This window comes from Streptococcus mitis (assembly GCF_905187535.1).
Classification (GTDB): Bacteria; Bacillota; Bacilli; order Lactobacillales; family Streptococcaceae; genus Streptococcus; species Streptococcus mitis_BS.
Window position 1 is genome coordinate 273098 of record NZ_CAJJIE010000060.1, and the last position, 22568, is coordinate 295665.

The following is a 22568-nucleotide window of genomic DNA, read 5'->3' on the forward strand; positions in this document are numbered from 1 at the left end:
GATTTCCCCAGTTATTTCAATTTTATCACTTTTGAAAAGCTTTGTCACGGATATACATTTCAGTTCTTGATGTAAACGTTTTAGTGGTTTTAGATACCTGAAATATAGCGGACATTATGGTATAATATAGTTAATTACTAATAGTGAAATGAGGCATTTATTAATGCAGGATAGAAATTTAGTGAATGTCAATCTGACAAAGGAGATGAAGACGAGCTTTATTGACTACGCTATGAGTGTTATCGTAGCGCGGGCTCTTCCTGATGTTCGAGATGGCTTGAAACCCGTCCACCGTCGGATTCTCTACGGAATGAATGAACTGGGTGTTACTCCAGACAAACCTCATAAAAAATCTGCTCGTATTACAGGGGATGTCATGGGTAAATATCACCCACACGGGGATTCCTCTATCTATGAAGCCATGGTCCGTATGGCTCAATGGTGGAGTTACCGTTACATGCTTGTAGATGGTCATGGGAACTTTGGTTCCATGGACGGTGATGGTGCTGCCGCCCAGCGTTACACTGAGGCACGTATGAGCAAGATTGCTCTGGAAATGCTTCGTGATATTAACAAAAATACAGTTGATTTCGTTGATAACTATGATGCCAATGAACGTGAACCCTTGGTCTTGCCAGCACGTTTTCCTAATCTTTTGGTTAATGGAGCAACTGGTATTGCGGTTGGGATGGCAACCAATATTCCACCTCATAACCTTGGTGAAACCATTGATGCAGTGAAGTTAGTTATGGACAATCCTGAAGTGACCACTAAGGACTTGATGGAAGTCTTGCCTGGGCCAGATTTTCCAACTGGTGCTCTTGTTATGGGGAAATCAGGTATTCATAAGGCTTATGAAACAGGTAAAGGTTCTATTGTCCTTCGTTCACGTACTGAAATTGAAGAAACTAAAACTGGCCGTGAGCGTATTGTTGTAACAGAATTTCCTTATATGGTCAATAAAACAAAGGTTCACGAGCATATTGTTCGTTTGGTTCAGGAAAAACGTATTGAGGGGATTACAGCAGTTCGTGATGAGTCAAACCGTGAAGGTGTTCGATTTGTTATTGAAGTCAAGCGCGATGCCTCAGCCAATGTTATCCTCAACAACCTCTTCAAGATGACCCAGATGCAAACCAACTTTGGTTTTAATATGCTTGCAATCCAAAATGGGGTACCGAAGATTTTGTCCCTTCGTCAGATTTTGGATGCTTATATCGAGCACCAAAAAGAAGTGGTTGTTCGTCGTACACGTTTTGACAAGGAAAAAGCAGAAGCGCGTGCTCATATCTTAGAAGGTCTCTTGATTGCGCTAGACCATATCGATGAAGTGATTCGTATCATCCGTGCTAGTGAAACGGATGCGGAAGCACAAGCTGAGTTGATGAGCAAGTTTAAGCTTTCTGAACGTCAAAGTCAAGCCATTCTTGATATGCGTCTTCGTCGTTTGACAGGTTTGGAACGCGATAAGATTCAGTCTGAGTATGATGACCTCTTGGCTCTGATTGCAGATTTAGCAGATATTCTAGCTAAGCCCGAACGTGTTTCTCAAATCATTAAAGATGAATTAGACGAAGTCAAGCGTAAGTTTGGTGATCAACGTCGTACGGAATTGATGGTCGGTGAAGTCTTGAGTCTTGAAGATGAAGATTTGATTGAAGAATCGGATGTCTTAATTACACTTTCTAACAAAGGCTACATCAAACGTTTGGATCAAGGAGAATTCACTGCTCAAAAACGTGGTGGTCGTGGTGTCCAAGGGACAGGCGTTAAGGATGACGATTTTGTTCGTGAGTTAGTGTCAACCAGCACCCATGATCACCTACTCTTCTTTACAAATAAAGGACGTGTCTATCGCCTGAAAGGCTATGAAATTCCTGAGTATGGTCGTACAGCTAAGGGCTTGCCAATCGTCAATCTTTTGAAATTAGATGAAGGTGAAAGTATCCAGACCATCATCAATGTTGAGTCTGAACGTAGTGATGATGCTTATCTCTTCTTCACAACTCGTCATGGTATTGTGAAGAGAACCAGCGTTAAGGAATTTGCTAATATTCGTCAGAATGGACTCAAGGCTTTGAACCTCAAGGATGAAGATGAGTTGATTAATGTCTTGCTGACAGAAGAGGACACGGATATTATCATTGGTACAAAGTTTGGTTATTCAGTTCGCTTTAATCAATCAGCCGTTCGTGGTATGAGTCGTATCGCCACTGGTGTGAAAGGTGTTAACCTTCGTGACGGAGACACAGTTGTTGGTGCTAGTGTGATTACAGACCAGGACGAGGTTCTTATCATCACAGAAAAGGGCTATGGTAAGCGCACAGTTGCGACCGAATATCCAACTAAAGGTCGTGGTGGTAAAGGGATGCAAACCGCTAAGATTACAGAAAAGAACGGTTCTCTTGCTGGTCTTATGACCGTTAAAGGCGATGAAGATTTGATGATTATCACTGATACTGGTGTCATGATTCGAACCAATGTTGCCAATATTTCACAAACAGGTCGCTCAACTATGGGAGTTAAAGTGATGCGCCTAGATCAAGATGCTAAAATTGTAACCTTTACTACGGTTGCAGCTGAAGAAAAAGAAGAAGTTGGGACAGAAAACGAAACAGAAGGTGAAGCATAATGTCTCATAAAAAGAATAAAAAGAAAACAAACCGTAAAAATTTACTAATCAATATCTTGGCAGGATTCTTAATCATCTTGTCAATAGCTTTGATTTTCAATTCAAAAATTCGTGATATGTTCATGGTTTGGAATACCAATAAATACCAAGTCAGCCAGGTATCAAAAGAAAAATTGGAAGAAAATCAAGATACAGAAGGGAATTTTGACTTTGATTCCGTAAAAGCCATCTCGTCAGAAGCTGTCTTGTCCTCACAATGGGATTCGCAAAAATTGCCAGTTATCGGTGGAATTGCTGTCCCTGAGGTAGAAATTAACTTGCCTATTTTTAAAGGGCTTGATAATGTCAATCTCTTCTATGGAGCCGGTACAATGAAGCGTGATCAAGTGATGGGGAAAGGAAACTATACCCTTGCGAGCCATCACATCTTCACGGCGGAAAACGCCAGCCAAATGCTCTTTTCTCCATTATCACGCGCTAAAAATGGGATGAAAATTTATCTTACTGATAAGGATAAAGTTTATACCTATGAAATCCGTGAAGTGAAGCATGTGACTCCAGATCGCGTTGATGAGATTGATGACCGTACCGGAGTTGATGAAATCACACTTGTAACCTGTGTTGACTATGATGCGACAGAACGTATTATCGTAAAAGGTGACCTGAAAGATACAAAAGACTATTCACAAACCCCTGAAGAAATTCTAACAGCTTTCAATCAACCATATAAACAACGTTATTAAAGATAAATCAGTAAAATCTTAGGTTTTACTGATTTTTTATAGATTGAATTTCAAAATAAACTGTTATGAAATACAGAAAACGCTTCCTAATATTGAAAGTTTGTGATATAATTATCAGGTAAAAAATTTTTAGGAGTTTATTATGGTTTCTTCAGAATTTATCTCAAAGATTGAATTTGCTTGCAAGAAGAAAGAAAGTCTTTATAGTCAAAGCAAATTTAAGTATGCGATTCGTTCTATGTTTGCAGGTGCATTTTTAACCTTCAGTACTGCTGCTGGTGCAGTTGGAGCTGACTTGATTAATAAAATTGCACCAGGTAGTGGACGTTTCCTCTTCCCATTTGTCTTTGCTTGGGGCTTGGCCTACATTGTTTTCTTGAATGCCGAGTTGGTAACATCAAACATGATGTTCTTGACTGCTGGTAGTTTCTTGAAAAAAATCTCTTGGAGAAAAACAGCTGAGATTTTACTTTACTGTACCTTGTTCAACCTTATCGGGGCTTTGATAGCAGGTTGGGGCTTTGCCCACTCAGCAGCCTATGCACATCTGACTCACGATAGTTTCATCTCAGGGGTTGTTGAGATGAAGTTAGGCCGTTCAAATGAATTAATCTTGCTTGAGGCGATTTTGGCAAATATTTTCGTAAACATTGCCATTCTTTCATTTGTTTTGGTCAAAGATGGTGGTGCCAAACTTTGGCTTGTGTTGTCAGCGATTTACATGTTTGTATTCTTAACAAACGAACACATTGCGGCGAACTTTGCTTCTTTCGCGATTGTAAAATTCAGTGTTGCTGCTGATTCAATTGCTAACTTCGGTGTTGGAAATATGCTTCGCCACTGGGGTGTAACCTTCGTTGGAAACTTTATCGGAGGAGGCCTCTTGATGGGTCTTCCATATGCCTTCCTCAATAAAAATGAAGATACTTATGTAGATTAAGAAAATGAGCACGATTGAGTCGTGCTTTTTTCATTTTTAAAATAAGGTAATAGTTATTTATTATACCAAAATATAGAAAGCTAATATTTGTAAACTATACCTTAAGGTGCTACAATATCCTTAATCAAACTATTTGGAGGTCGCCCTATGACTCGTGATTTTAAATTTGAAACTTTGCAACTGCATGCTGGTCAAGTTGTGGATCCAGCTACCAAGTCTCGTGCAGTACCGATTTATCAAACAACATCCTTTGTTTTTGATGACACGCAGGAAGGTGCCGATTTGTTTGCCTTGAGAAAGCCAGGTAATATCTATACTCGTATTACAAATCCTACAACAGCTGCTTTTGAAGAAAGAATTGCAGCTCTCGAAGGTGGTGTTGGAGCTCTTGCAACAGCATCAGGTATGGCTGCAGTGACTTATACGATTTTGGCTCTTGCCCATGCGGGTGACCATGTTGTAGCGGCCTCAACTATTTACGGCGGAACCTTCAATCTCTTGAAAGAAACACTTCCTCGTTATGGAATCACAACAACCTTTGTGGATGTGGATAATTTGGAGGAAGTGGAAGCAGCTATCAGTGACAATACCAAACTTGTCTTGATTGAAACCTTGGGGAATCCCTTGATTAACATTCCTGACTTGGAAAAATTGGCTGAGATTTCGCATAAACACAAGATTCCTCTCGTTTCAGACAACACTTTTGCCACACCATATTTGATTAACGTTTTCTCTCACGGTGTAGATATTGCTATTCACTCTGCGACTAAGTTTATTGGTGGGCATGGTACGACTATTGGAGGAGTGATTGTCGATAGTGGTCGTTTTGACTGGGCGGCTTCAGGGAAATTCCCTCAATTTGTTGAGGAAGATCCAAGCTACCACAATTTGAGCTATACTCGGGATGTGGGTGCAGCAGCCTTTATTATCGCTGTCCGTGTTCAATTGCTTCGTGATACAGGTGCAGCCTTGTCGCCATTTAATGCCTTTCTCTTGCTCCAAGGACTTGAAACGCTTTCACTTCGTGTGGAACGCCATGTGCAAAATGCAGAGAAAATTGTTGATTTTCTTGTAAATCATCCTAAGGTAGAAAAAGTCAACTATCCAAAATTGGCTGATAGTCCTTACCATGCTTTGGCGGAGAAATACTTGCCAAAAGGTGTGGGATCAATCTTTACCTTCCATGTCAAAGGTGGGGAGGCAGAAGCCCGCAAGGTAATTGATCATTTAGAAATCTTCTCTGACCTAGCAAACGTTGCAGATGCTAAATCGCTTGTTGTCCATCCAGCTACAACTACTCACGGTCAATTGTCAGAAAAAGATCTAGAAGCAGCAGGTGTCACACCAAACCAAATTCGTTTGTCAATCGGTCTTGAAAATGTAGAGGATTTGATTGAAGATTTGCGCTTGGCCTTGGAAAAAATTTAAAGAAAAAGAAGATAAACAGTGGGTTTCGACTCGCTGTTTTTGATTTTTCCTCAGGCATGATATAATGGTTACAGAAGTCTAGAAAGAGGAACGTTATGAACGAAATCAAATGTCCCAATTGTGGGGAAGTCTTTACAGTAAATGAGAGTCAGTATGCCGAACTTCTGTCCCAAGTGAGAACGACAGAGTTTGATAAGGAATTGCACGATCGCATGAAGCAGGAACTGGCCTTGGCTGAGCAAAAAGCTATGAATGAGCAACAGACTAAACTAGCTCAAAAAGATCAAGAAATTGCGCAATTACAGAATCAAATCCAAAACTTTGATACAGAAAAAGAATTGGCCAAGAAAGAGGTTGAACAGACAAATCATCAGGCTTTATTGGCTAAGGACAAGGAAGTACAGGCCTTGGAAAACAAATTAGCTACCTTGCGTTTAGAGCATGAAAATCAACTGCAAAAGACCCTTTCTGACCTAGAAAAAGAACGAGATCAGGTCAAAAATCAGCTTCTTTTACAAGAAAAAGAAAACGAGCTTTCTCTTGCTTCTGTTAAACAAAACTATGAAGCCCAGCTTAAAGCAGCCAGTGAACAAGTCGAATTTTACAAGAATTTCAAAGCTCAACAATCTACAAAAGCTATCGGGGAAAGTCTGGAACAGTATGCGGAAAGTGAGTTTAACAAGGTCCGTAGTTTCGCCTTTCCAAATGCTTACTTTGAAAAGGATAACAAGGTTTCTGCGCGTGGGTCTAAGGGGGACTTTATCTTCCGTGAGAGTGATGAAAATGGTGTTGAAATCATTTCCATTATGTTTGAGATGAAAAATGAAGCAGATGGAACAGAGAAGAAGCACAAGAATGCAGATTTTTACAAGGAATTGGACAAGGACCGTCGTGAAAAGAACTGTGAGTATGCAGTTTTGGTGACTATGCTTGAGGCTGATAACGACTACTTTAACACAGGGATTGTTGATGTCAGCCACGAGTATGAAAAGATGTATGTGGTTCGTCCTCAATTCTTTATCCAGCTGATTGGACTCTTGCGTAATGCGGCGCTTAATTCTTTGAAATACAAGCAGGAGTTGGCCTTAGTTCGGGAGCAAAATATTGACATTACGCATTTTGAAGAGGACTTGGATGCCTTTAAGCTAGCCTTTGCCAAGAACTACAACTCAGCTTCGACCAACTTTGGTAAGGCAATTGATGAAATCGACAAGGCAATTAAGCGCATGGAAGAGGTTAAGAAGTTCCTGACAACATCTGAAAACCAACTCCGTCTAGCTAACAACAAGCTGGAAGATGTTTCCGTCAAAAAATTGACTCGGAAAAACCCAACTATGAAAGCGAAGTTTGAAGCATTGAAGGGGGAATAGGAGGATCCTATGCAGATACGAAAAGCAACAATGAAAGATGCTGAAGCACTACTGTCTCTATACGAAGACTTGGGCTATCCAACGACCGCTTCTAAACTGTCTCGACGTTTAGAAATGATTCTTTCTCAACCACATTATGGCTGTCTTCTAGCTGAAAGAAACGGAGAAATTTTAGGTTTCTTAGGTTATGCGAAGCTCTTCTTTTTTGAAGCAGATGGATCTTACTATCGTATTTTAGCTTTGTCAGTTGCAAAAGAAACAAGACGACAAGGAATTGCTAGTATGCTAATCGATGCATTGAAAAAACAAGCGGTAAAAGAAGGAGTTGAGGCACTGGCTCTAAATAGTGGATTAACCGCTGAACGAAATGCTGCACATCAGTTTTATCAGGCAGTTGGATTTGAAAAAGTGACTGCCGGCTTTGCCTTGCATTTAAAAACTCAACATAGATAAATCATGAAAAAATAGTAGAGGGAACGAAGTAATATCTTCAACAAAAGGGAAAAACTTATATTTTAACGACAAGGGCATGGATTATCTGGCCTTTGGTAAAGGAAAGAAGTCTCTCGTTATCATACCAGGGTTGGGGGATGGATTACAGACAGTTAGGGGCATGGCACAAATGCTAGCTTTAACTTACCGAGAATTGGTCAAGGTTTATAAAGTTTATGTTTTTAGTCGCATCAATAAGTTGCCAGAGTGCAGCCATGCACTTTATGAACAGAGTAAGAATTTTCAAAAGAGAGTTTTAGTATTTTTAGAAAGTTAATGAATGAACGGTATTATCAACTTAAAAAAAGAAGCGGGGATGACCTCGCATGATGCGGTTTTTAAACTGCGTAAGATTTTGGGAACCAAGAAAATTGGTCATGGTGGGACCTTGGATCCGGATGTGGTGGGTGTTTTGCCTATTGCAGTTGGCAAGGCAACCCGCATGGTCGAGTTCATGCAGGATGAGGGCAAGGTCTATGAGGGGGAAATCACTCTTGGCTATTCAACGACGACAGAGGATGCCAGTGGGGAAGTGGTTGCAGAGACGCATGTTTTGTCGCACTTGGATGAAAAGCTTGTTGATGAAGCAATTGCCAGTCTGACAGGACCTATTATTCAGATTCCGCCTATGTATTCGGCTGTCAAGGTCAATGGTCGTAAGCTTTATGAGTATGCGCGAGCTGGCCAAGAAGTGGAGCGTCCAGAACGTCAGGTGAACATTTATCAATTTGATCGGACAAGTCCGATTTCTTATGAGGGTCATCTTGCACGTTTTACCTTTCGTGTGAAATGCAGTAAGGGGACTTACATCCGTACCTTATCGGTTGACTTGGGAGAAAAATTGGGCTATGCGGCTCATATGTCACATCTGACACGGACTAGTGCAGCTGGTTTGCAACTAGAAGATGCTCTTACCCTGGAAGAAATTGCTGAAAAAGTGGAGGCTGGTAAATTGGACTTTCTTCATCCTCTAGAGATTGGGACAGGCGACCTTGTCAAAGTTTTCCTAACTCAAGAAGAGGCTACAGAAGTACGCTTTGGTCGTTTTATAGAGCTCGAACAAACAGAACAAGAATTAGCTGCCTTTGAAGATAATAAATTGCTAGCCATTCTAGAAAAACGAGGCAATCTCTACAAACCACGAAAGGTTTTTAGCTAGTCTAACTGGGGTGTGGGGAGTGTTGTTTCCCCTAGACTATCCAAATCAGACTATAAATTTCCCCAAAAATGTGATAGAATAGACGACGGATAAAAAAACGGAGGATAGCATGCAAAATAGACCAATCATTATCGGAGTGACAGGTGGTTCTGGTGGTGGTAAAACCAGTGTTTCAAGAGCCATTTTATCGCATTTTCCTGATGAAAAGATTTCCATGATTGAGCATGATTCATACTACAAGGATCAGTCTCATTTGACCTTTGAAGAGCGTGTCAAAACCAACTACGACCATCCTTTTGCCTTTGATACAGACTTGATGATTGAGCAGATTAAGGAATTGTTGGCAGGGCGTCCGGTGGACATCCCGACTTATGACTATACAGAGCATACACGAAGTAGCAAGACCTATCGTCAGGAGCCTCAAGATGTCTTTATCGTTGAGGGGATTTTGGTCTTGGAGGACAAGCGCCTGCGCGATTTGATGGATATCAAGATTTTTGTGGATACAGATGATGATGTGCGTATTATTCGGCGTATCAAGCGTGATATGGAGGAGCGTGGCCGTAGCCTTGATAGCGTTATTGACCAGTATCTAGGTGTGGTCAAACCCATGTACCACCAGTTTATCGAGCCAACCAAGCGTTATGCTGATATCGTCATTCCTGAGGGAGTCAGCAATACAGTTGCTATCGACCTGTTGACGACCAAGATTGCAAAGATTTTGGAAGAAGCTAGAAATAGTAAATAAACAGAAGTGGAGGCCTTGCCTCCTTTTTCTATTTTTCCTTCATAATGGTACATAAATGGAGATTTTTAGGCATATTTTTGGTATAATAATACCCATGAAAGAGCAAAAAAATGAATAGTAGGTGGAGATGGAAAAGTATTTATCGGTAACAACTTTGACCAAGTATCTGAAAATGAAATTCGATAAAGACCCTTACTTGGAACGGGTCTATTTAACTGGTCAAGTTTCCAACTTTCGTAAACGACCTACTCACCAATATTTCTCCCTAAAGGATGACCATGCAGTTATTCAAGCGACCATCTGGTCTGGAATTTATCAGAAATTAGGCTTCGACCTGGAAGAAGGGATGAAAATCAATGTGATTGGGCGTGTACAGGTCTACGAACCAAGTGGTAGCTACTCCATCATCATTGAAAAGGCAGAGCCTGATGGGGTTGGTGCGCTTGCGATTCAGTTTGAGCAACTCAAGAAAAAATTGACAGAAGAAGGCCTGTTTCAAGAGAGGTTCAAGCAACCTCTGCCCCAATTTTCTAAGAGAATAGGTGTAGTAACCAGTCGCAGTGGAGCCGTTATTCGAGATATTATCACGACTGTCAGCAGGCGATTTCCAGGTGTGGACATTCTTCTCTATCCGACCAAGGTTCAAGGTGAAGGGGCTGCGGAGGAAATTGCTCGAAATATTTCGCGTGCTAATGAACGTGACGATTTGGACTTGCTCATTATTGGTCGTGGTGGTGGTTCCATCGAGGATCTCTGGGCCTTTAACGAAGAAATTGTGGTGCGGGCTATTTTTGAATCTCGTCTGCCAGTTATTTCTAGTGTGGGGCATGAGACAGATGTGACCTTGGCGGATTTTGTGGCAGATAGAAGGGCTGCGACTCCAACAGCTGCAGCTGAACTGGCAACGCCTGTGACCAAGTTGGATCTATTAGCTCATTTGCAAAATCAGGAAAAACGGATGGCAACAGCAGTCCGAAATGTCCTATCTAAGAAACAAGAAGCTTTGAAAAAATGCAGTCAGTCTGTTATTTTTAGACAACCAGAGCGCTTGTATGATGGTTATTTGCAACGCTTGGATCAACTGCAATTGCGTTTGAAACAAAGTTTGCGAACACGGATTTCTGATAACAAACAGATAGTACAAGCAAGGACGCATCGACTAGTCCAATTATCGCCTGTTACTAAAATCCAACGTTATCAGGATCGGCTTGTACAATTGGATAAGCTCCTACGTAGCCAAATGGCGCTGGTTTATGACGCCAAGGTTGCTGAAGTGAAGCGACTTTCAGAAGCCTTGCTGATGTTGGATACCAGTCGAATCGTGGCGCGTGGTTATGCTATTGTCAAAAAAGAAGAGTCAGTTGTGGATTCGGTTGAGAGTTTGAAGAAAAAAGACCAGGTGACGCTTTTGATGCGAGATGGTCGAGTAGAATTAGAGGTTAAAGATGTCAAAACAAAAGAAATTTGAGGAAAATCTAGCAGAACTGGAAACCATCGTCCAAAGTTTGGAAAATGGTGAAATTGCTCTGGAAGATGCGATTGCTGCCTTTCAAAAGGGGATGGTCTTGTCTAAAGAACTCCAAGTAACGCTGGACAAGGCTGAAAAGACCTTGGTCAAGGTCATGCAAGAAGACGGAACAGAAAGTAATTTTGAATGAAAAAGCAAGAAAAATTAGCTCTTGTTGAGTCGGCTTTGGAAGACTTTTATGGAGACCAGCAGTTTGCCTCTAGTTTGCGTGAGTCTGTTCTCTATTCCATTCATGCTGGTGGCAAGCGTATTCGACCTTTTCTTCTGTTAGAAGTTCTGGAAGCCTTGCAGGTCGCTATTAAACCTGCTCACGCGCAGGTGGCTGCGGCCTTGGAAATGATTCATACAGGGAGCTTGATTCATGATGATCTTCCAGCTATGGATGATGATGATTATCGCCGAGGGCGTTTGACCAATCACAAGAAATTTGGTGAAGCTATGGCAATTTTGGCAGGAGATGCTTTATTCCTAGATCCTTATGCCCTGATAGCGCAGGCAGATTTGCCAAGTCAGATTAAGGTGGACTTGATTGCCAACTTATCTCTTGCTTCAGGGAGTCTGGGTATGGTAGCAGGGCAAGTTTTGGACATGGAGGGCGAACACCAGCTTTTGTCTTTGGAAGAACTCCAGACTATTCATGCTAATAAGACTGGAAAACTACTAGCCTATCCCTTCCAAGCTGCAGCCATTATAGCCGAATTGGTACCTGAGATGCAGGCAAAACTTAAAACTGTAGGTGAATTGATTGGGCTTGCTTTTCAAGTTCGAGATGACGTACTGGATGTGACCGCTAGTTTTGAGGAAATCGGCAAGACACCTCAAAAGGACCTACAGGCAGAAAAATCAACCTATCCAGCCTTGTTGGGTTTGGAAGAGGCAATTGACTTTTGTAACCAAACCTTGGATCAAGCTAATGCCAAATTAGAAGAAATTGCCCAGCAAGTTCCTTTTGAAACAGAATCGATTGTAAAAGTAGTAGAAAGTTTGAGAATCAATGGCTAAGGAAAGAGTGGATGTACTAGCTTATAAACAGGGCTTGTTTGAAACGAGAGAGCAGTCCAAACGCGGTGTAATGGCTGGTCTAGTGGTAGCAGTCCTGAATGGAGAACGGTTTGACAAACCAGGAGAGAAAATTCCCGATGACACCGAGCTAAAACTCAAGGGCGAGAAGCTCAAGTATGTTAGTCGTGGTGGCTTGAAACTGGAAAAGGCCTTGCAGGTCTTTGATTTGTCAGTTGATGGCGCGACCACGCTTGATATTGGAGCCTCTACTGGAGGATTTACCGATGTTATGCTGCAAAATGGTGCTGAGTTGGTCTTTGCAGTCGATGTCGGTACCAATCAATTGGCTTGGAAACTACGTCAAGACCCAAGAGTAGTCAGCATGGAGCAGTTCAATTTCCGCTATGCAGAAAAGACTGATTTCGAAAAGGAACCGAGCTTTGCCAGCATTGATGTGAGTTTCATTTCTCTCAGTCTGATCCTTCCGGCCTTGCATCGAGTCTTGGCAGCTCAAGGTCAGGTTGTGGCTCTAGTTAAGCCTCAGTTTGAAGCAGGACGTGAGCAGATTGGGAAAAATGGAATTATTCGCGATGCCAAGGTCCATCAGAAAGTCCTTGAATCTGTAACAGCTATGGCAGTAGAGGAAGGTTTTTCAGTCCTTGGTTTGGACTTTTCTCCCATCCAAGGTGGGCATGGAAATATTGAATTTTTAGCGTATTTGAAAAAAGAAGAGTCAGCAAGCAATCAGGTTCTTGCTGAGATTGAAGAAGTAGTAGAGAGGGCGCATAGTCAATTTAAAAATGAATAAAAAAGAGAGACTTGAAAAAATTAGACGATTTGTGACAGATTATCAAATCGGTACACAAGAAGAAATCGTAGAACATTTGAAAGAAGCTGGCATTACTGCCACTCAAGCAACGGTATCCCGAGATATCAAAGAGCTAGGTATTGTCAAAATTCCTTTGAGAGACAACACCTATGTCTATGAATTGCCAAAATCAATCGTAAAAAGTTTACAACTGGCTGAAGACAATATTGAGTCAGCTGAATTGATGGATAAGATGATTAATCTCCAAGTTATTCCAGGAAATACAGCTTTTGTAAAAGCTCAGTTAACCGAGACTTTTGCGGACAAGATTTTCAGCTGTTTGGCTGATGATAGCTCGATTTTAGTCATTGCCAGAAGTGAAAGTCTAGCTGAGGAAATCTTTGAACAAGTAAAAAATTGGTAGGTCTATATGTTACTTGAAATTTCGATAAAAAACTTTGCCATTATTGAGGCTATTTCCCTCAATTTTGAAAAGGGGATGACTGTCCTGACTGGTGAAACAGGTGCAGGGAAGTCGATTATCATTGATGCCATGAATATGATGTTGGGAGCTCGTGCGACGACAGATGTTATTCGTCATGGTGCGCCAAAGGCAGAGATAGAGGGGCTTTTCTCAGTTGAGAATAGTCGCCTTTTACAGGAAATTTTTGATGAGCAAGGTTTGGAAATGGGTGATGAGATTATCATCCGTCGGGAAATCTTGCAAAATGGTCGTAGTATCAGCCGTGTGAATGGCCAGATGGTCAATCTGTCTGTTTTGCGTGCTATTGGGCAACATCTTGTGGATATACATGGTCAGCATGATCAAGAGGAGTTAATGCGTCCCCAACTGCATATCCAGATGTTGGATGAATTTGGTGATACAGCCTTTTGGGCCTTGAAAGAAACCTATCAAACGAGTTTTGATGCCTACCGTAAAATGCGTAAGCAGGTTCTGGAAGTCAAGAAAAACCAACAGGAACACAAGGCACGTATCGAAATGTTAGAATTTCAAATGGCAGAGATTGAGGCAGCAAACTTGCAGGCTGGAGAAGATCTGGCTCTCAATCAAGAGCGTGATAAACTTCTCAATCATAAAAATATTGCGGATACACTGACTAATGCCTATAGTATGTTGGACAATGAAGACTTTTCAAGTCTGGCCAATGTTCGTTCAGCCATGAATGACATGGAAAGTGTCGAAGAGTACGATCCTGAATACCGTGAAATTTCAAGCTCTTTGTCTGAGACCTACTATGTCTTAGAAGACATTAGCAAACGTTTAGAAGCTATCATTGAGGAGCTAGATTTTGATGGCAATCGTCTCATGCAGGTTGAGAATCGTTTGGACCTCCTTCATACTATTACCCGCAAGTATGGTGGGACTGTAGACGATGTTTTGCTTTATTTTGCCAAGATTACGGAAGAATATAATCTCTTGACAGGCAATAATCTTTCATCTGAGGACATGGAAGCAGAGCTCAAGAAATTGGAAGTTAATCTTGTCGATTTGGCAGGTCAGCTTGCCTCTGCTCGTCATGACTTGGCTCAGCAGCTTGAAGCTGAGATTAAACAAGAACTGCAAGACCTCTACATGGAAAAAGCCCAGTTTCAGGTTCGTTTTAGCAAAGGAAAATTCAGTCGTGAGGGAAATGAAATGGTTGAGTTTTATATTTCAACCAACCCTGGTGAAGACTTTAAACCCTTGGTTAAGGTTGCATCTGGTGGGGAATTATCTCGTCTCATGCTAGCTATTAAGTCTGCCTTTTCACGTAAAGAAGGCAAGACCAGCATAGTCTTTGATGAGGTGGATACAGGAGTTTCAGGCCGTGTAGCTCAGGCTATTGCACAGAAGATTCACAAGATTGGCCAGCATGGTCAGGTTCTGGCTATTTCCCATTTGCCACAAGTGATTGCGATTGCGGATTATCAATTCTTTATTGAGAAGATTAGCAATGACCATTCAACGGTTTCGACTGTTCGTCTCTTGACGGTCGAAGAGCGAGTGGAAGAAGTTGCTAAGATGTTAGCAGGTGATGATGTGACGGAAGCAGCCCTGACACAAGCTAGGGAATTGTTGAGAAACAGGGAGAAATAAGATGACAGACTATTATGTAATTGGAGATGTTCACGGAAAATCTGGGATGCTGGAAGACCTTCTCAAAACATGGGATGGTCAGACCCAGTTGCTCTTTCTAGGAGACTTGATTGACCGCGGTGAGGATAGTCGCCGTGTTCTTGAAATGGTTAAGGACTTAGTGGACAATCAAGGGGCTATCTGTTTATCAGGAAACCACGAGTATATGTTTTTGACATGGCTCGATGATCCAGAAGAAAGCTATGATCACTATCGCCGTAATGGTGGAGATACAACCATTAACTCTATCCTAGGTCGTCCCTTGAATGCACCGGTTGATGGAGTTGAGGATGCCAAGCGTGTTGCTACTGAAGCAGCAGACTTGGTCGAATTTATTCGTCAAATGCCATTTGTGGTAGAGACAGACAAGTATATCTTTGTTCACGCAGGCATTGATTTAACCTTAGATGACTGGCATGAAACCACAGATTACAAGAAAGTCTGGCTTAGAAAACCATTCCACGAAGCAGAAAATCATACTGGAAAAATCATTGTCTTTGGCCATACACCGGTTTATGGTTTGTTAAAGCAAGAGCGTGGTACTGCTGAGCTTTGGACTACAGAAGATGGCAAGATTGGAATGGATGGAGGAGCTGTTTATGGTGGTGTCCTTCATGGGATTGTCTTTACAGACCAAGGAATGACAGAACACCACTTTATCGAAAATGACGGCTTTGTTGCTGAAGATTAGTACTCCTAGCAGGGTATAGTCTTGTCAAAATGTCAAAAACAATTTATAATAAATAGATACCCTGAAAGGAAGAGAATCATGAACTTAGAAGAATTGAAAAAACGACAGGAGAAGATCCGTAACTTCTCTATTATCGCCCATATTGACCACGGGAAATCAACTCTAGCAGACCGCATTTTGGAAAAGACTGAGACCGTTTCAAGCCGTGAAATGCAAGCTCAACTTTTGGACAGCATGGATCTAGAACGAGAACGTGGGATTACCATTAAGTTGAATGCCATCGAGCTGAATTATACTGCAAAAGATGGGGAAACTTATATTTTCCACTTGATTGACACGCCGGGGCACGTAGACTTCACCTATGAAGTTTCACGTTCGCTAGCTGCCTGTGAGGGAGCGATTTTGGTCGTCGATGCTGCCCAAGGGATTGAGGCCCAAACCCTTGCCAACGTTTATCTGGCCTTGGACAATGATTTGGAAATCATGCCAGTCATTAATAAAATTGACCTGCCAGCTGCAGATCCTGAGCGCGTGCGTACTGAGATTGAGGATGTCATTGGTTTGGATGCCAGTGAAGCAGTTTTGGCTTCTGCTAAGGCTGGTATTGGCATCGAAGAAATTCTAGAGCAAATCGTAGAAAAAGTGCCAGCGCCAACAGGTGATGTGACGGCACCACTTAAGGCCTTGATTTTCGACTCTGTTTATGATGCTTACCGTGGAGTTATTCTTCAAGTGCGTGTCATGGATGGGGTGGTTAAACCTGGCGATAAGATTCAGCTTATGAGCAATGGCAAGACCTTTGATGTGACCGAAGTCGGTATATTTACACCCAAAGCAGTTGGTCGTGATTTCCTTGCGACTGGGGACGTTGGTTATATTGCTGCTTCTATCAAGACGGTTCAGGACACTCGTGTGGGTGATACTGTTACCTTGGCAACCAATCCTGCAGCAGAGCCATTACATGGCTACAAGCAGATGAATCCTATGGTCTTTGCGGGGCTATATCCTATCGAGTCAAACAAGTACAATGACCTACGTGAAGCCCTTGAAAAATTGCAACTGAATGATGCTAGTCTTCAGTTTGAACCAGAAACATCTCAGGCACTTGGATTTGGTTTCCGTTGTGGTTTCCTTGGACTTCTCCATATGGATGTTATCCAAGAGCGTTTGGAACGTGAGTTCAACATTGACCTCATCATGACAGCTCCATCTGTTATCTATAAGGTTAACTTGACCGACGGTGAGTCTATGGATGTATCTAACCCATCTGAGTTCCCAGATCCTACCAAGATTGCGACCATTGAAGAGCCTTATGTTAAGGCGCAAATCATGGTACCACAGGAGTTCGTAGGAGCTGTAATGGAGCTAGCTCAGCGCAAGCGTGGTGACTTTGTGACTATGGACTATATTGATGATAACCGTGTCAATGTTATCTATCAAATTCCTCTTGCGGAGATCGTCTTTGACTTCTTTGATAAGCTTAAGTCTTCAACTCGCGGTTATGCAAGCTTTGACTATGAATTGTCAGAGTACCGCCCATCTAAGCTGGTCAAAATGGATATTCTTCTCAATGGAGACAAGGTGGACGCCCTCAGCTTTATCGTTCACAAGGATTTTGCCTACGAACGTGGGAAACTCATCGTTGATAAGCTCAAGAAGATCATCCCTCGCCAACAATTTGAGGTGCCAATCCAAGCAGCTATTGGACACAAGATTGTCGCTCGTACTGATATCAAGGCCCTTCGTAAGAACGTACTTGCTAAGTGTTACGGTGGTGACGTTTCTCGTAAACGCAAACTCCTTGAAAAACAAAAAGCTGGTAAGAAACGTATGAAAGCTATCGGATCAGTAGAAGTTCCGCAAGAAGCCTTCCTCAGCGTCTTGAGTATGGATGAAGAATAAGTTATCATAATTGTTTTTCTTGTTCACAGGAAATTTACATAAGAATCAATAGTAAAACAGGCTTAAATAGGCCTGTTTTTTTGCATTTATAATAGGATTAAATCATCCAAAGTGTTTGTTTTAAATGTTTGTTTTGATTGTAAAGATAAAAAATAAACAAAATAATCAAAAAAAGGACAAAAAACAACAAAAAATATTGACAACGGTTTCATATAGTGTTATACTTATAGCATAAAGTTAATGGAAAGAAGGGAAAACCTTATGGGATTAGATCATTTCTTTGACAAAAACCTTGTGTTTTGCTTAGAAGCGGATAATCAAGAACATCTCTTTGATCAGGTTGCAACTTTATTGGAAGAACGAGAAATTGTAACTCCAACTTATCGTGAAGCCTTGATCACGCGTGAAAAGTCATTTCCAACTGGCTTAGATATGGAATTTTTGGGTAAGGATTTGCCGAATGTGGCTATTCCTCATACAGATATTGTTCATAATCTAGCCGAAAAAGTTGTGGTCGTTCGATTAGAAAAACCAGTGACTTTCCACAATATGATTGCGCCAGATAAGGAAGTAGAAGTATCCTTGCTCTTCTTTATCATTAATAACTCAAGTTCAAGCCAAACGAACATTCTTGCTCAGTTGATGGACTTCTTTACTGGAAATGGTCATCTTGAAGACCTATCAAAAATTTCTGAACCAGAAGCCCTCTATGCTTATATTGCTGAAGCAATTGCTTAATCTTGTCTATTAAAAATATTAAATCGGAGGAAATCCATATGATTAAAATTCTTGCTGCCTGCGGTGCAGGTGTTAACTCAAGCCACCAAATTAAAAGTGCTCTTGAAGAAGAACTTTCAAACCGCGGTTTTGATGTTCACTGTGATGCAGTTATGGTAAAAGACGTTAATGAAGACCTTATCAAAGGTTATGACATTTTTACACCAATTGCTGCAACAGATCTTGGTTTTGACCCAGGTATTCCAGTTATCGAAGCTGGACCAATCTTATTCCGTATCCCAGCAATGAGTGCTCCAGTATTTGATAATATTGAAGCAGCTATCAAAGAACACGGGTTAAGCTAATTTTAATTTGTTAACATTCATATAACTATAAAAAGGGAGGAACTATTATGGATGTCATTATCGAACTAGCCAATAAGCTGTTCAAACCTATCTTGGATATGGGTGGGCCAATCATCATGCTGATCATTTTGACAGTATTGGCTCTACTTTTTGGAGTGAAATTCTCCAAAGCACTTGAAGGTGGTATCAAACTTGCCATCGCTCTTACTGGTATCGGTGCTATCATCGGTATGCTGAATGGTGCTTTCTCAGCATCACTTGCAAAATTCGTTGAAAATACTGGTATTCAATTGAACATCACTGACGTTGGTTGGGCACCACTTGCTACAATCACTTGGGGATCTGCTTGGACACTTTACTTCTTGCTCATCATGTTGATTGTCAACGTAGTGATGCTTGCTATGAAGAAAACTGATACACTTGACGTTGATATCTTCGATATCTGGCACTTGTCTATCACAGGTCTTTTGATTAAATGGTATGCAGACAACAACGGTGTAAGCCAAGGGGTTTCACTCTTCATCGCCACTGCAGCAGTTGTCCTTGTAGGTGTTCTTAAAATCATCAACTCTGATTTGATGAAACCTACATTTGATGACCTTCTTAACGCACCAAGTTCATCACCAATGACTTCAACTCACATGAACTACATGATGAACCCAGTTATCATGGTTTTGGATAAGATTTTTGAAAAATTCTTCCCAGGTCTTGATAAATATGACTTTGATGCTGCTAAATTGAACAAGAAAATCGGTTTCTGGGGATCTAAATTCTTCATCGGTTTCATCCTTGGTATCGTTATCGGTTTGATGGGTACTCCACATCCAGTTGCTGGCGTAGAAGATGCAGCAAACTGGCAATTAGTTATTAAAGGTTGGTTGTCTCTTGGTTTGACAGCTGGTGTGTCTTTGGAACTCTTCTCACTTATCGGTTCATGGTTCATCGCTGCCGTAGAGCCACTTTCACAAGGTATTACAAACGTTGCTACTAAACGTCTTCAAGGACGTAAATTCAACATCGGTCTTGACTGGCCTTTCATCGCTGGTCGTGCTGAAGTTTGGGCTTGTGCAAACGTACTTGCACCAATCATGTTGGTTGAAGCTGTGCTTCTTTCAAACGTCGGAAATGGTATCTTGCCACTTGCAGGTATCATCGCTATGGGTGTTACTCCAGCTCTCTTGGTTGTAACACGTGGTAAATTGCTCCGTATGATTATCTTCGGAACACTCTTGTTGCCACTCTTCCTTCTTTCAGGTACACTTATCGCTCCATTTGCAACAGAACTTGCTAAAGGTGTAGGTGCATTCCCAGAAGGTGTGAGCCAAACTCAATTGATTACTCACTCAACTCTTGAAGGACCAATCGAAAAACTTCTTGGTTGGACAATTGGTAACACTACAACTGGTGATATCAAAGCAATCCTTGGTGCTGTAGTCTTCCTTGTATTCTATATCGGTATCTTTGCATGGTACAGAAAACAAATGATCAAACGTAACGAAGAGTACGCAGCAAAAGCAAAATAATGCGCTCCTATAAAATGTAAATTGTTAAAGCTAGGTTGTCGACATCCATTAGGAGTGACAGCCTAGTTTTTTATAAACTATCAAGAAATCGGAGAAAATAATGGTAATTGAATTAAAATCAGAACAATTAAGAGTTGAATTTAACAGTTTTGGTGGGGCTCTTTCTTCTATAAAAGATGCCGAGGGAGTTGAGTATTTGTGGCAAGGAGATGCTACTTATTGGAGTGGACAAGCTCCTGTTCTCTTCCCCATTTGTGGTTCATTGAGAGAGGATACAGCACTTTATATAGATGATAATGGACAAGAAATCAAAGGAAAGATTCCTCGTCATGGTTTGGTTCGTAAGAAAGAATTTGAATTAGTTGAACAGACAGATAATAGTGTAACTTTTGCAATTGAAGACGATGAGAATAGCTATCAGAACTACCCTTATCATTTCCGCTTAGAAATCACTTATATCCTTACTGGAAAGACAGTACGGACTCAATACAAAATATTTAATAAAGAAATTAGCAAGGTCATGCCTTACTTTATTGGTGGACATCCAGGATTTAATTGTCCTCTGCTTGATGATGAAGTCTATGAAGATTATTATCTAGAGTTTGAAAAAGAAGAGACTTGCTCTGTTCCACGTCCTTTCCCAGAAACAGGTATGCTTGATTTTCAAGATAGAAGTCCATGGCTAGAAGGTCAAAAAGAATTAGACCTCAGCTATGATCTTTTCAGCACTGATGCAGTCACCTTAGATGAATTGCAATCTAGAACAATTGCCCTTCGTTCTCGTAAACATGATAAGGGATTGAAAGTTCGTTTTGCAGAGTTTCCAAACCTCATTATATGGTCAACTTTGAATAAAGGACCTTTCATTGCTTTTGAACCATGGTCTGGCTTGTCAACATCCCTTGAAGAAGGAGATCATCTAGAAGATAAGAAGAATGTTCGTCTCCTAGAACCTGGTCAAGTGGATCAAATTGGTTTTGATATCGAAATTTTTTAATTAAAAAAACACAAAAACAAACATTAATTGTTGACTTTTTTAAGAAATAGGAGTATATTATGTTTGTAAGCAACAAATGATGTTTGTCACAAACAAACAATCACTTGTTATATTCTCTTTCGTAGAGAAAGATTATTTCTAGGAAACTGATTTCCTAAACTTGAATAAGGTGTCATTCATCTCATTCAATCCAATTTGTCAATAAACTGCTAGAAAACTTTTTGTAGGTAAACTGCTAAATATAAAAGGTTTTACTAGCCTAGAAAAATAAAAAGGAGTATACAATATGTCTATTGTTATCGGTGCAGATGCTGCAGGTTTGAGATTGAAAGAAGTTGTGAAAGACTTCTTGGAAAAAGAAAACTTCCACGTTGTGGATGTTACAGCTGAAGGTCAAGACTTTGTTGATGTGACTCTTGCTGTTGCTGCAGAAGTAAACAAAGAAGAACAAAACCTTGGTATCGTGATTGATGCTTATGGAGCTGGTCCATTTATGGTCGCAACTAAGATCAAAGGAATGGTTGCTGCAGAAGTATCTGACGAACGTTCAGCTTATATGACTCGTGGTCACAACAACTCACGTATGATCACTATGGGTGCACAACTTGTCGGTGATGAATTGGCTAAAAACATCGCTAAAGGATTTGTTAACGGTAAATACGATGGTGGACGTCACCAAATCAGGGTCGATATGTTGAACAAAATGTGCTAATACGCTTCAAAAATCAAGATAATCTGTCGTCAGCTCACTTTAGCTAACCTCAGTTATGCTCGCAGCTCGCTTCCTAAGCTAATCTTGATTTTTCTTGAGTAAGGATAAATGATATTAGATTTATATAATTAATCGGAGGGAATAACTAATGAGAATTGCAATTGGATGTGACCACATCGTAACAGATGAAAAAATGGCGGTTTCAGAATTTTTGAAATCAAAAGGATATGAAGTCATTGACTTTGGTACATATGACCATACACGTACTCACTACCCAATCTTTGGTAAAAAAGTAGGGGAAGCTGTAACTAGCGGTCAAGCTGATCTTGGGGTATGTATCTGTGGTACTGGTGTTGGTATCAACAACGCTGTAAATAAAGTTCCAGGTGTCCGTTCTGCCTTGGTTCGTGATATGACAACAGCTCTTTATGCTAAAGAGCAATTGAACGCTAACGTTATCGGTTTTGGTGGTAAGATTACTGGTGAATTGCTCATGTGTGATATCATCGAAGCTTTCATCCATGCTGAATACAAACCATCTGAAGAAAACAAAAAATTGATTGCGAAAATTGAACACCTTGAAAGTCACAATGCTCAACAAACAGACGCAAACTTCTTCACTGAATTCCTTGAAAAATGGGATCGCGGAGAATACCACGACTAAGAGGTGACCT

22 protein-coding genes and 1 pseudogene are annotated in these 22568 nt (G+C 41.0%); all 23 read left to right on the top strand.

All coding sequences use genetic code 11. The annotated features are described in order from the left end of the window. Positions 1-163 precede the first annotated feature (163 nt). The 23 genes and pseudogenes from gyrA to lacB all read left to right on the top strand — a co-directional run bounded on the left by gyrA (position 164) and on the right by lacB (position 22558). Positions 164-2632, top strand: coding sequence for a DNA gyrase subunit A (gene gyrA / locus JQ841_RS08450; protein WP_203180649.1), 2469 nt, complete (start codon positions 164-166; stop codon positions 2630-2632). Beyond that, the gene (locus JQ841_RS08455; protein ID WP_033686926.1) at positions 2632-3375 is read left to right on the top strand and encodes a class A sortase; all 744 of its coding nucleotides are present in this window, start codon (positions 2632-2634) and stop codon (positions 3373-3375) included. The genes gyrA and JQ841_RS08455 overlap by 1 nt, the downstream gene beginning before the upstream one ends. Before the next feature lie 142 nt (positions 3376-3517). Next, the gene (locus JQ841_RS08460; RefSeq protein ID WP_049499380.1) at positions 3518-4315 is read left to right on the top strand and encodes a formate/nitrite transporter family protein; all 798 of its coding nucleotides are present in this window, start codon (positions 3518-3520) and stop codon (positions 4313-4315) included. A 147-nt stretch (positions 4316-4462) separates the two neighbouring features. Next, complete coding sequence (locus JQ841_RS08465; RefSeq protein ID WP_203180650.1) at positions 4463-5743, top strand: O-acetylhomoserine aminocarboxypropyltransferase/cysteine synthase family protein; 1281 nt, start codon at positions 4463-4465, stop codon at positions 5741-5743. A gap of 95 nt (positions 5744-5838) precedes the next feature. Next, positions 5839-7113, top strand: a complete 1275-nt coding sequence (locus JQ841_RS08470) for a DUF2130 domain-containing protein (protein WP_203180651.1) — start codon at positions 5839-5841, stop codon at positions 7111-7113. A gap of 9 nt (positions 7114-7122) precedes the next feature. After that, entirely contained in the window at positions 7123-7566 is a 444-nt protein-coding gene (locus JQ841_RS08475) for a GNAT family N-acetyltransferase (RefSeq protein WP_203180652.1), read from the top strand. A gap of 31 nt (positions 7567-7597) precedes the next feature. Next, positions 7598-7813, top strand: a pseudogene (locus JQ841_RS08480) (alpha/beta fold hydrolase); the annotation flags it as partial. A 72-nt stretch (positions 7814-7885) separates the two neighbouring features. Continuing rightward, positions 7886-8764: a tRNA pseudouridine(55) synthase TruB gene (truB, locus tag JQ841_RS08485; RefSeq protein ID WP_203180653.1), complete on the top strand. Its 879-nt coding sequence runs from the start codon at positions 7886-7888 to the stop codon at positions 8762-8764. Positions 8765-8873: 109 nt separating this feature from the next. Beyond that, a complete protein-coding gene (gene udk / locus JQ841_RS08490; RefSeq protein WP_001181376.1) occupies positions 8874-9512 on the top strand; it encodes a uridine kinase in 639 nt (212 codons plus the stop codon). 127 nt (positions 9513-9639) lie between these two features. Continuing rightward, positions 9640-10980, top strand: coding sequence for an exodeoxyribonuclease VII large subunit (gene xseA / locus JQ841_RS08495; protein ID WP_049543563.1), 1341 nt, complete (start codon positions 9640-9642; stop codon positions 10978-10980). After that, a complete protein-coding gene (locus tag JQ841_RS08500) occupies positions 10958-11170 on the top strand; it encodes an exodeoxyribonuclease VII small subunit (protein ID WP_203180654.1) in 213 nt (70 codons plus the stop codon). The genes xseA and JQ841_RS08500 overlap by 23 nt, the downstream gene beginning before the upstream one ends. Further along, the gene (locus tag JQ841_RS08505; protein ID WP_064276218.1) at positions 11167-12042 is read left to right on the top strand and encodes a polyprenyl synthetase family protein; all 876 of its coding nucleotides are present in this window, start codon (positions 11167-11169) and stop codon (positions 12040-12042) included. The genes JQ841_RS08500 and JQ841_RS08505 overlap by 4 nt, the downstream gene beginning before the upstream one ends. Next, positions 12035-12850 carry a TlyA family RNA methyltransferase gene (locus JQ841_RS08510; RefSeq protein WP_203180655.1) on the top strand — a complete coding sequence of 272 codons (816 nt, stop codon included), beginning with the start codon at positions 12035-12037 and terminating at the stop codon, positions 12848-12850. Before JQ841_RS08505 ends, JQ841_RS08510 begins: the two co-directional genes overlap by 8 nt. After that, entirely contained in the window at positions 12843-13274 is a 432-nt protein-coding gene (locus JQ841_RS08515) for an arginine repressor (protein WP_001034401.1), read from the top strand. Before JQ841_RS08510 ends, JQ841_RS08515 begins: the two co-directional genes overlap by 8 nt. A gap of 6 nt (positions 13275-13280) precedes the next feature. Continuing rightward, entirely contained in the window at positions 13281-14948 is a 1668-nt protein-coding gene (recN, locus tag JQ841_RS08520; RefSeq protein ID WP_004254547.1) for a DNA repair protein RecN, read from the top strand. 1 nt (position 14949) lies between these two features. Beyond that, a complete protein-coding gene (locus JQ841_RS08525) occupies positions 14950-15678 on the top strand; it encodes a metallophosphoesterase family protein (protein ID WP_203180656.1) in 729 nt (242 codons plus the stop codon). Between the two features lie 78 nt (positions 15679-15756). Then, a complete protein-coding gene (gene lepA, locus JQ841_RS08530) occupies positions 15757-17580 on the top strand; it encodes a translation elongation factor 4 (RefSeq protein ID WP_001047207.1) in 1824 nt (607 codons plus the stop codon). A gap of 261 nt (positions 17581-17841) precedes the next feature. Next, on the top strand, positions 17842-18318 hold the full coding sequence (locus tag JQ841_RS08535) for a PTS sugar transporter subunit IIA (RefSeq protein WP_000521974.1): 477 nt from the start codon (positions 17842-17844) through the stop codon (positions 18316-18318). A 38-nt stretch (positions 18319-18356) separates the two neighbouring features. Continuing rightward, positions 18357-18662 carry a PTS sugar transporter subunit IIB gene (locus tag JQ841_RS08540; protein ID WP_000590547.1) on the top strand — a complete coding sequence of 102 codons (306 nt, stop codon included), beginning with the start codon at positions 18357-18359 and terminating at the stop codon, positions 18660-18662. 47 nt (positions 18663-18709) lie between these two features. Next, on the top strand, positions 18710-20185 hold the full coding sequence (locus JQ841_RS08545; RefSeq protein WP_084924488.1) for a PTS galactitol transporter subunit IIC: 1476 nt from the start codon (positions 18710-18712) through the stop codon (positions 20183-20185). A gap of 100 nt (positions 20186-20285) precedes the next feature. Further along, positions 20286-21182, top strand: coding sequence for an aldose 1-epimerase family protein (locus JQ841_RS08550; RefSeq protein ID WP_203180657.1), 897 nt, complete (start codon positions 20286-20288; stop codon positions 21180-21182). A gap of 286 nt (positions 21183-21468) precedes the next feature. After that, a complete protein-coding gene (lacA, locus tag JQ841_RS08555; protein WP_000029277.1) occupies positions 21469-21894 on the top strand; it encodes a galactose-6-phosphate isomerase subunit LacA in 426 nt (141 codons plus the stop codon). A gap of 148 nt (positions 21895-22042) precedes the next feature. Next, the gene (gene lacB, locus JQ841_RS08560; RefSeq protein WP_001216910.1) at positions 22043-22558 is read left to right on the top strand and encodes a galactose-6-phosphate isomerase subunit LacB; all 516 of its coding nucleotides are present in this window, start codon (positions 22043-22045) and stop codon (positions 22556-22558) included. Positions 22559-22568: the final 10 nt, after the last annotated feature.

What these genes read in the sequence shown, in the direction of transcription:
- gyrA (WP_203180649.1), top strand. Translation starts at nt 164, where the DNA reads ATGCAGGATAGAAATTTAGTGAATGTCAATCTGACAAAGGAGATGAAG.
- JQ841_RS08455 (WP_033686926.1), top strand. Translation starts at nt 2,632, where the DNA reads ATGTCTCATAAAAAGAATAAAAAGAAAACAAACCGTAAAAATTTACTA.
- JQ841_RS08460 (WP_049499380.1), top strand. Translation starts at nt 3,518, where the DNA reads ATGGTTTCTTCAGAATTTATCTCAAAGATTGAATTTGCTTGCAAGAAG.
- JQ841_RS08465 (WP_203180650.1), top strand. Translation starts at nt 4,463, where the DNA reads ATGACTCGTGATTTTAAATTTGAAACTTTGCAACTGCATGCTGGTCAA.
- JQ841_RS08470 (WP_203180651.1), top strand. Translation starts at nt 5,839, where the DNA reads ATGAACGAAATCAAATGTCCCAATTGTGGGGAAGTCTTTACAGTAAAT.
- JQ841_RS08475 (WP_203180652.1), top strand. Translation starts at nt 7,123, where the DNA reads ATGCAGATACGAAAAGCAACAATGAAAGATGCTGAAGCACTACTGTCT.
- truB (WP_203180653.1), top strand. Translation starts at nt 7,886, where the DNA reads ATGAACGGTATTATCAACTTAAAAAAAGAAGCGGGGATGACCTCGCAT.
- udk (WP_001181376.1), top strand. Translation starts at nt 8,874, where the DNA reads ATGCAAAATAGACCAATCATTATCGGAGTGACAGGTGGTTCTGGTGGT.
- xseA (WP_049543563.1), top strand. Translation starts at nt 9,640, where the DNA reads ATGGAAAAGTATTTATCGGTAACAACTTTGACCAAGTATCTGAAAATG.
- JQ841_RS08500 (WP_203180654.1), top strand. Translation starts at nt 10,958, where the DNA reads ATGTCAAAACAAAAGAAATTTGAGGAAAATCTAGCAGAACTGGAAACC.
- JQ841_RS08505 (WP_064276218.1), top strand. Translation starts at nt 11,167, where the DNA reads ATGAAAAAGCAAGAAAAATTAGCTCTTGTTGAGTCGGCTTTGGAAGAC.
- JQ841_RS08510 (WP_203180655.1), top strand. Translation starts at nt 12,035, where the DNA reads ATGGCTAAGGAAAGAGTGGATGTACTAGCTTATAAACAGGGCTTGTTT.
- JQ841_RS08515 (WP_001034401.1), top strand. Translation starts at nt 12,843, where the DNA reads ATGAATAAAAAAGAGAGACTTGAAAAAATTAGACGATTTGTGACAGAT.
- recN (WP_004254547.1), top strand. Translation starts at nt 13,281, where the DNA reads ATGTTACTTGAAATTTCGATAAAAAACTTTGCCATTATTGAGGCTATT.
- JQ841_RS08525 (WP_203180656.1), top strand. Translation starts at nt 14,950, where the DNA reads ATGACAGACTATTATGTAATTGGAGATGTTCACGGAAAATCTGGGATG.
- lepA (WP_001047207.1), top strand. Translation starts at nt 15,757, where the DNA reads ATGAACTTAGAAGAATTGAAAAAACGACAGGAGAAGATCCGTAACTTC.
- JQ841_RS08535 (WP_000521974.1), top strand. Translation starts at nt 17,842, where the DNA reads ATGGGATTAGATCATTTCTTTGACAAAAACCTTGTGTTTTGCTTAGAA.
- JQ841_RS08540 (WP_000590547.1), top strand. Translation starts at nt 18,357, where the DNA reads ATGATTAAAATTCTTGCTGCCTGCGGTGCAGGTGTTAACTCAAGCCAC.
- JQ841_RS08545 (WP_084924488.1), top strand. Translation starts at nt 18,710, where the DNA reads ATGGATGTCATTATCGAACTAGCCAATAAGCTGTTCAAACCTATCTTG.
- JQ841_RS08550 (WP_203180657.1), top strand. Translation starts at nt 20,286, where the DNA reads ATGGTAATTGAATTAAAATCAGAACAATTAAGAGTTGAATTTAACAGT.
- lacA (WP_000029277.1), top strand. Translation starts at nt 21,469, where the DNA reads ATGTCTATTGTTATCGGTGCAGATGCTGCAGGTTTGAGATTGAAAGAA.
- lacB (WP_001216910.1), top strand. Translation starts at nt 22,043, where the DNA reads ATGAGAATTGCAATTGGATGTGACCACATCGTAACAGATGAAAAAATG.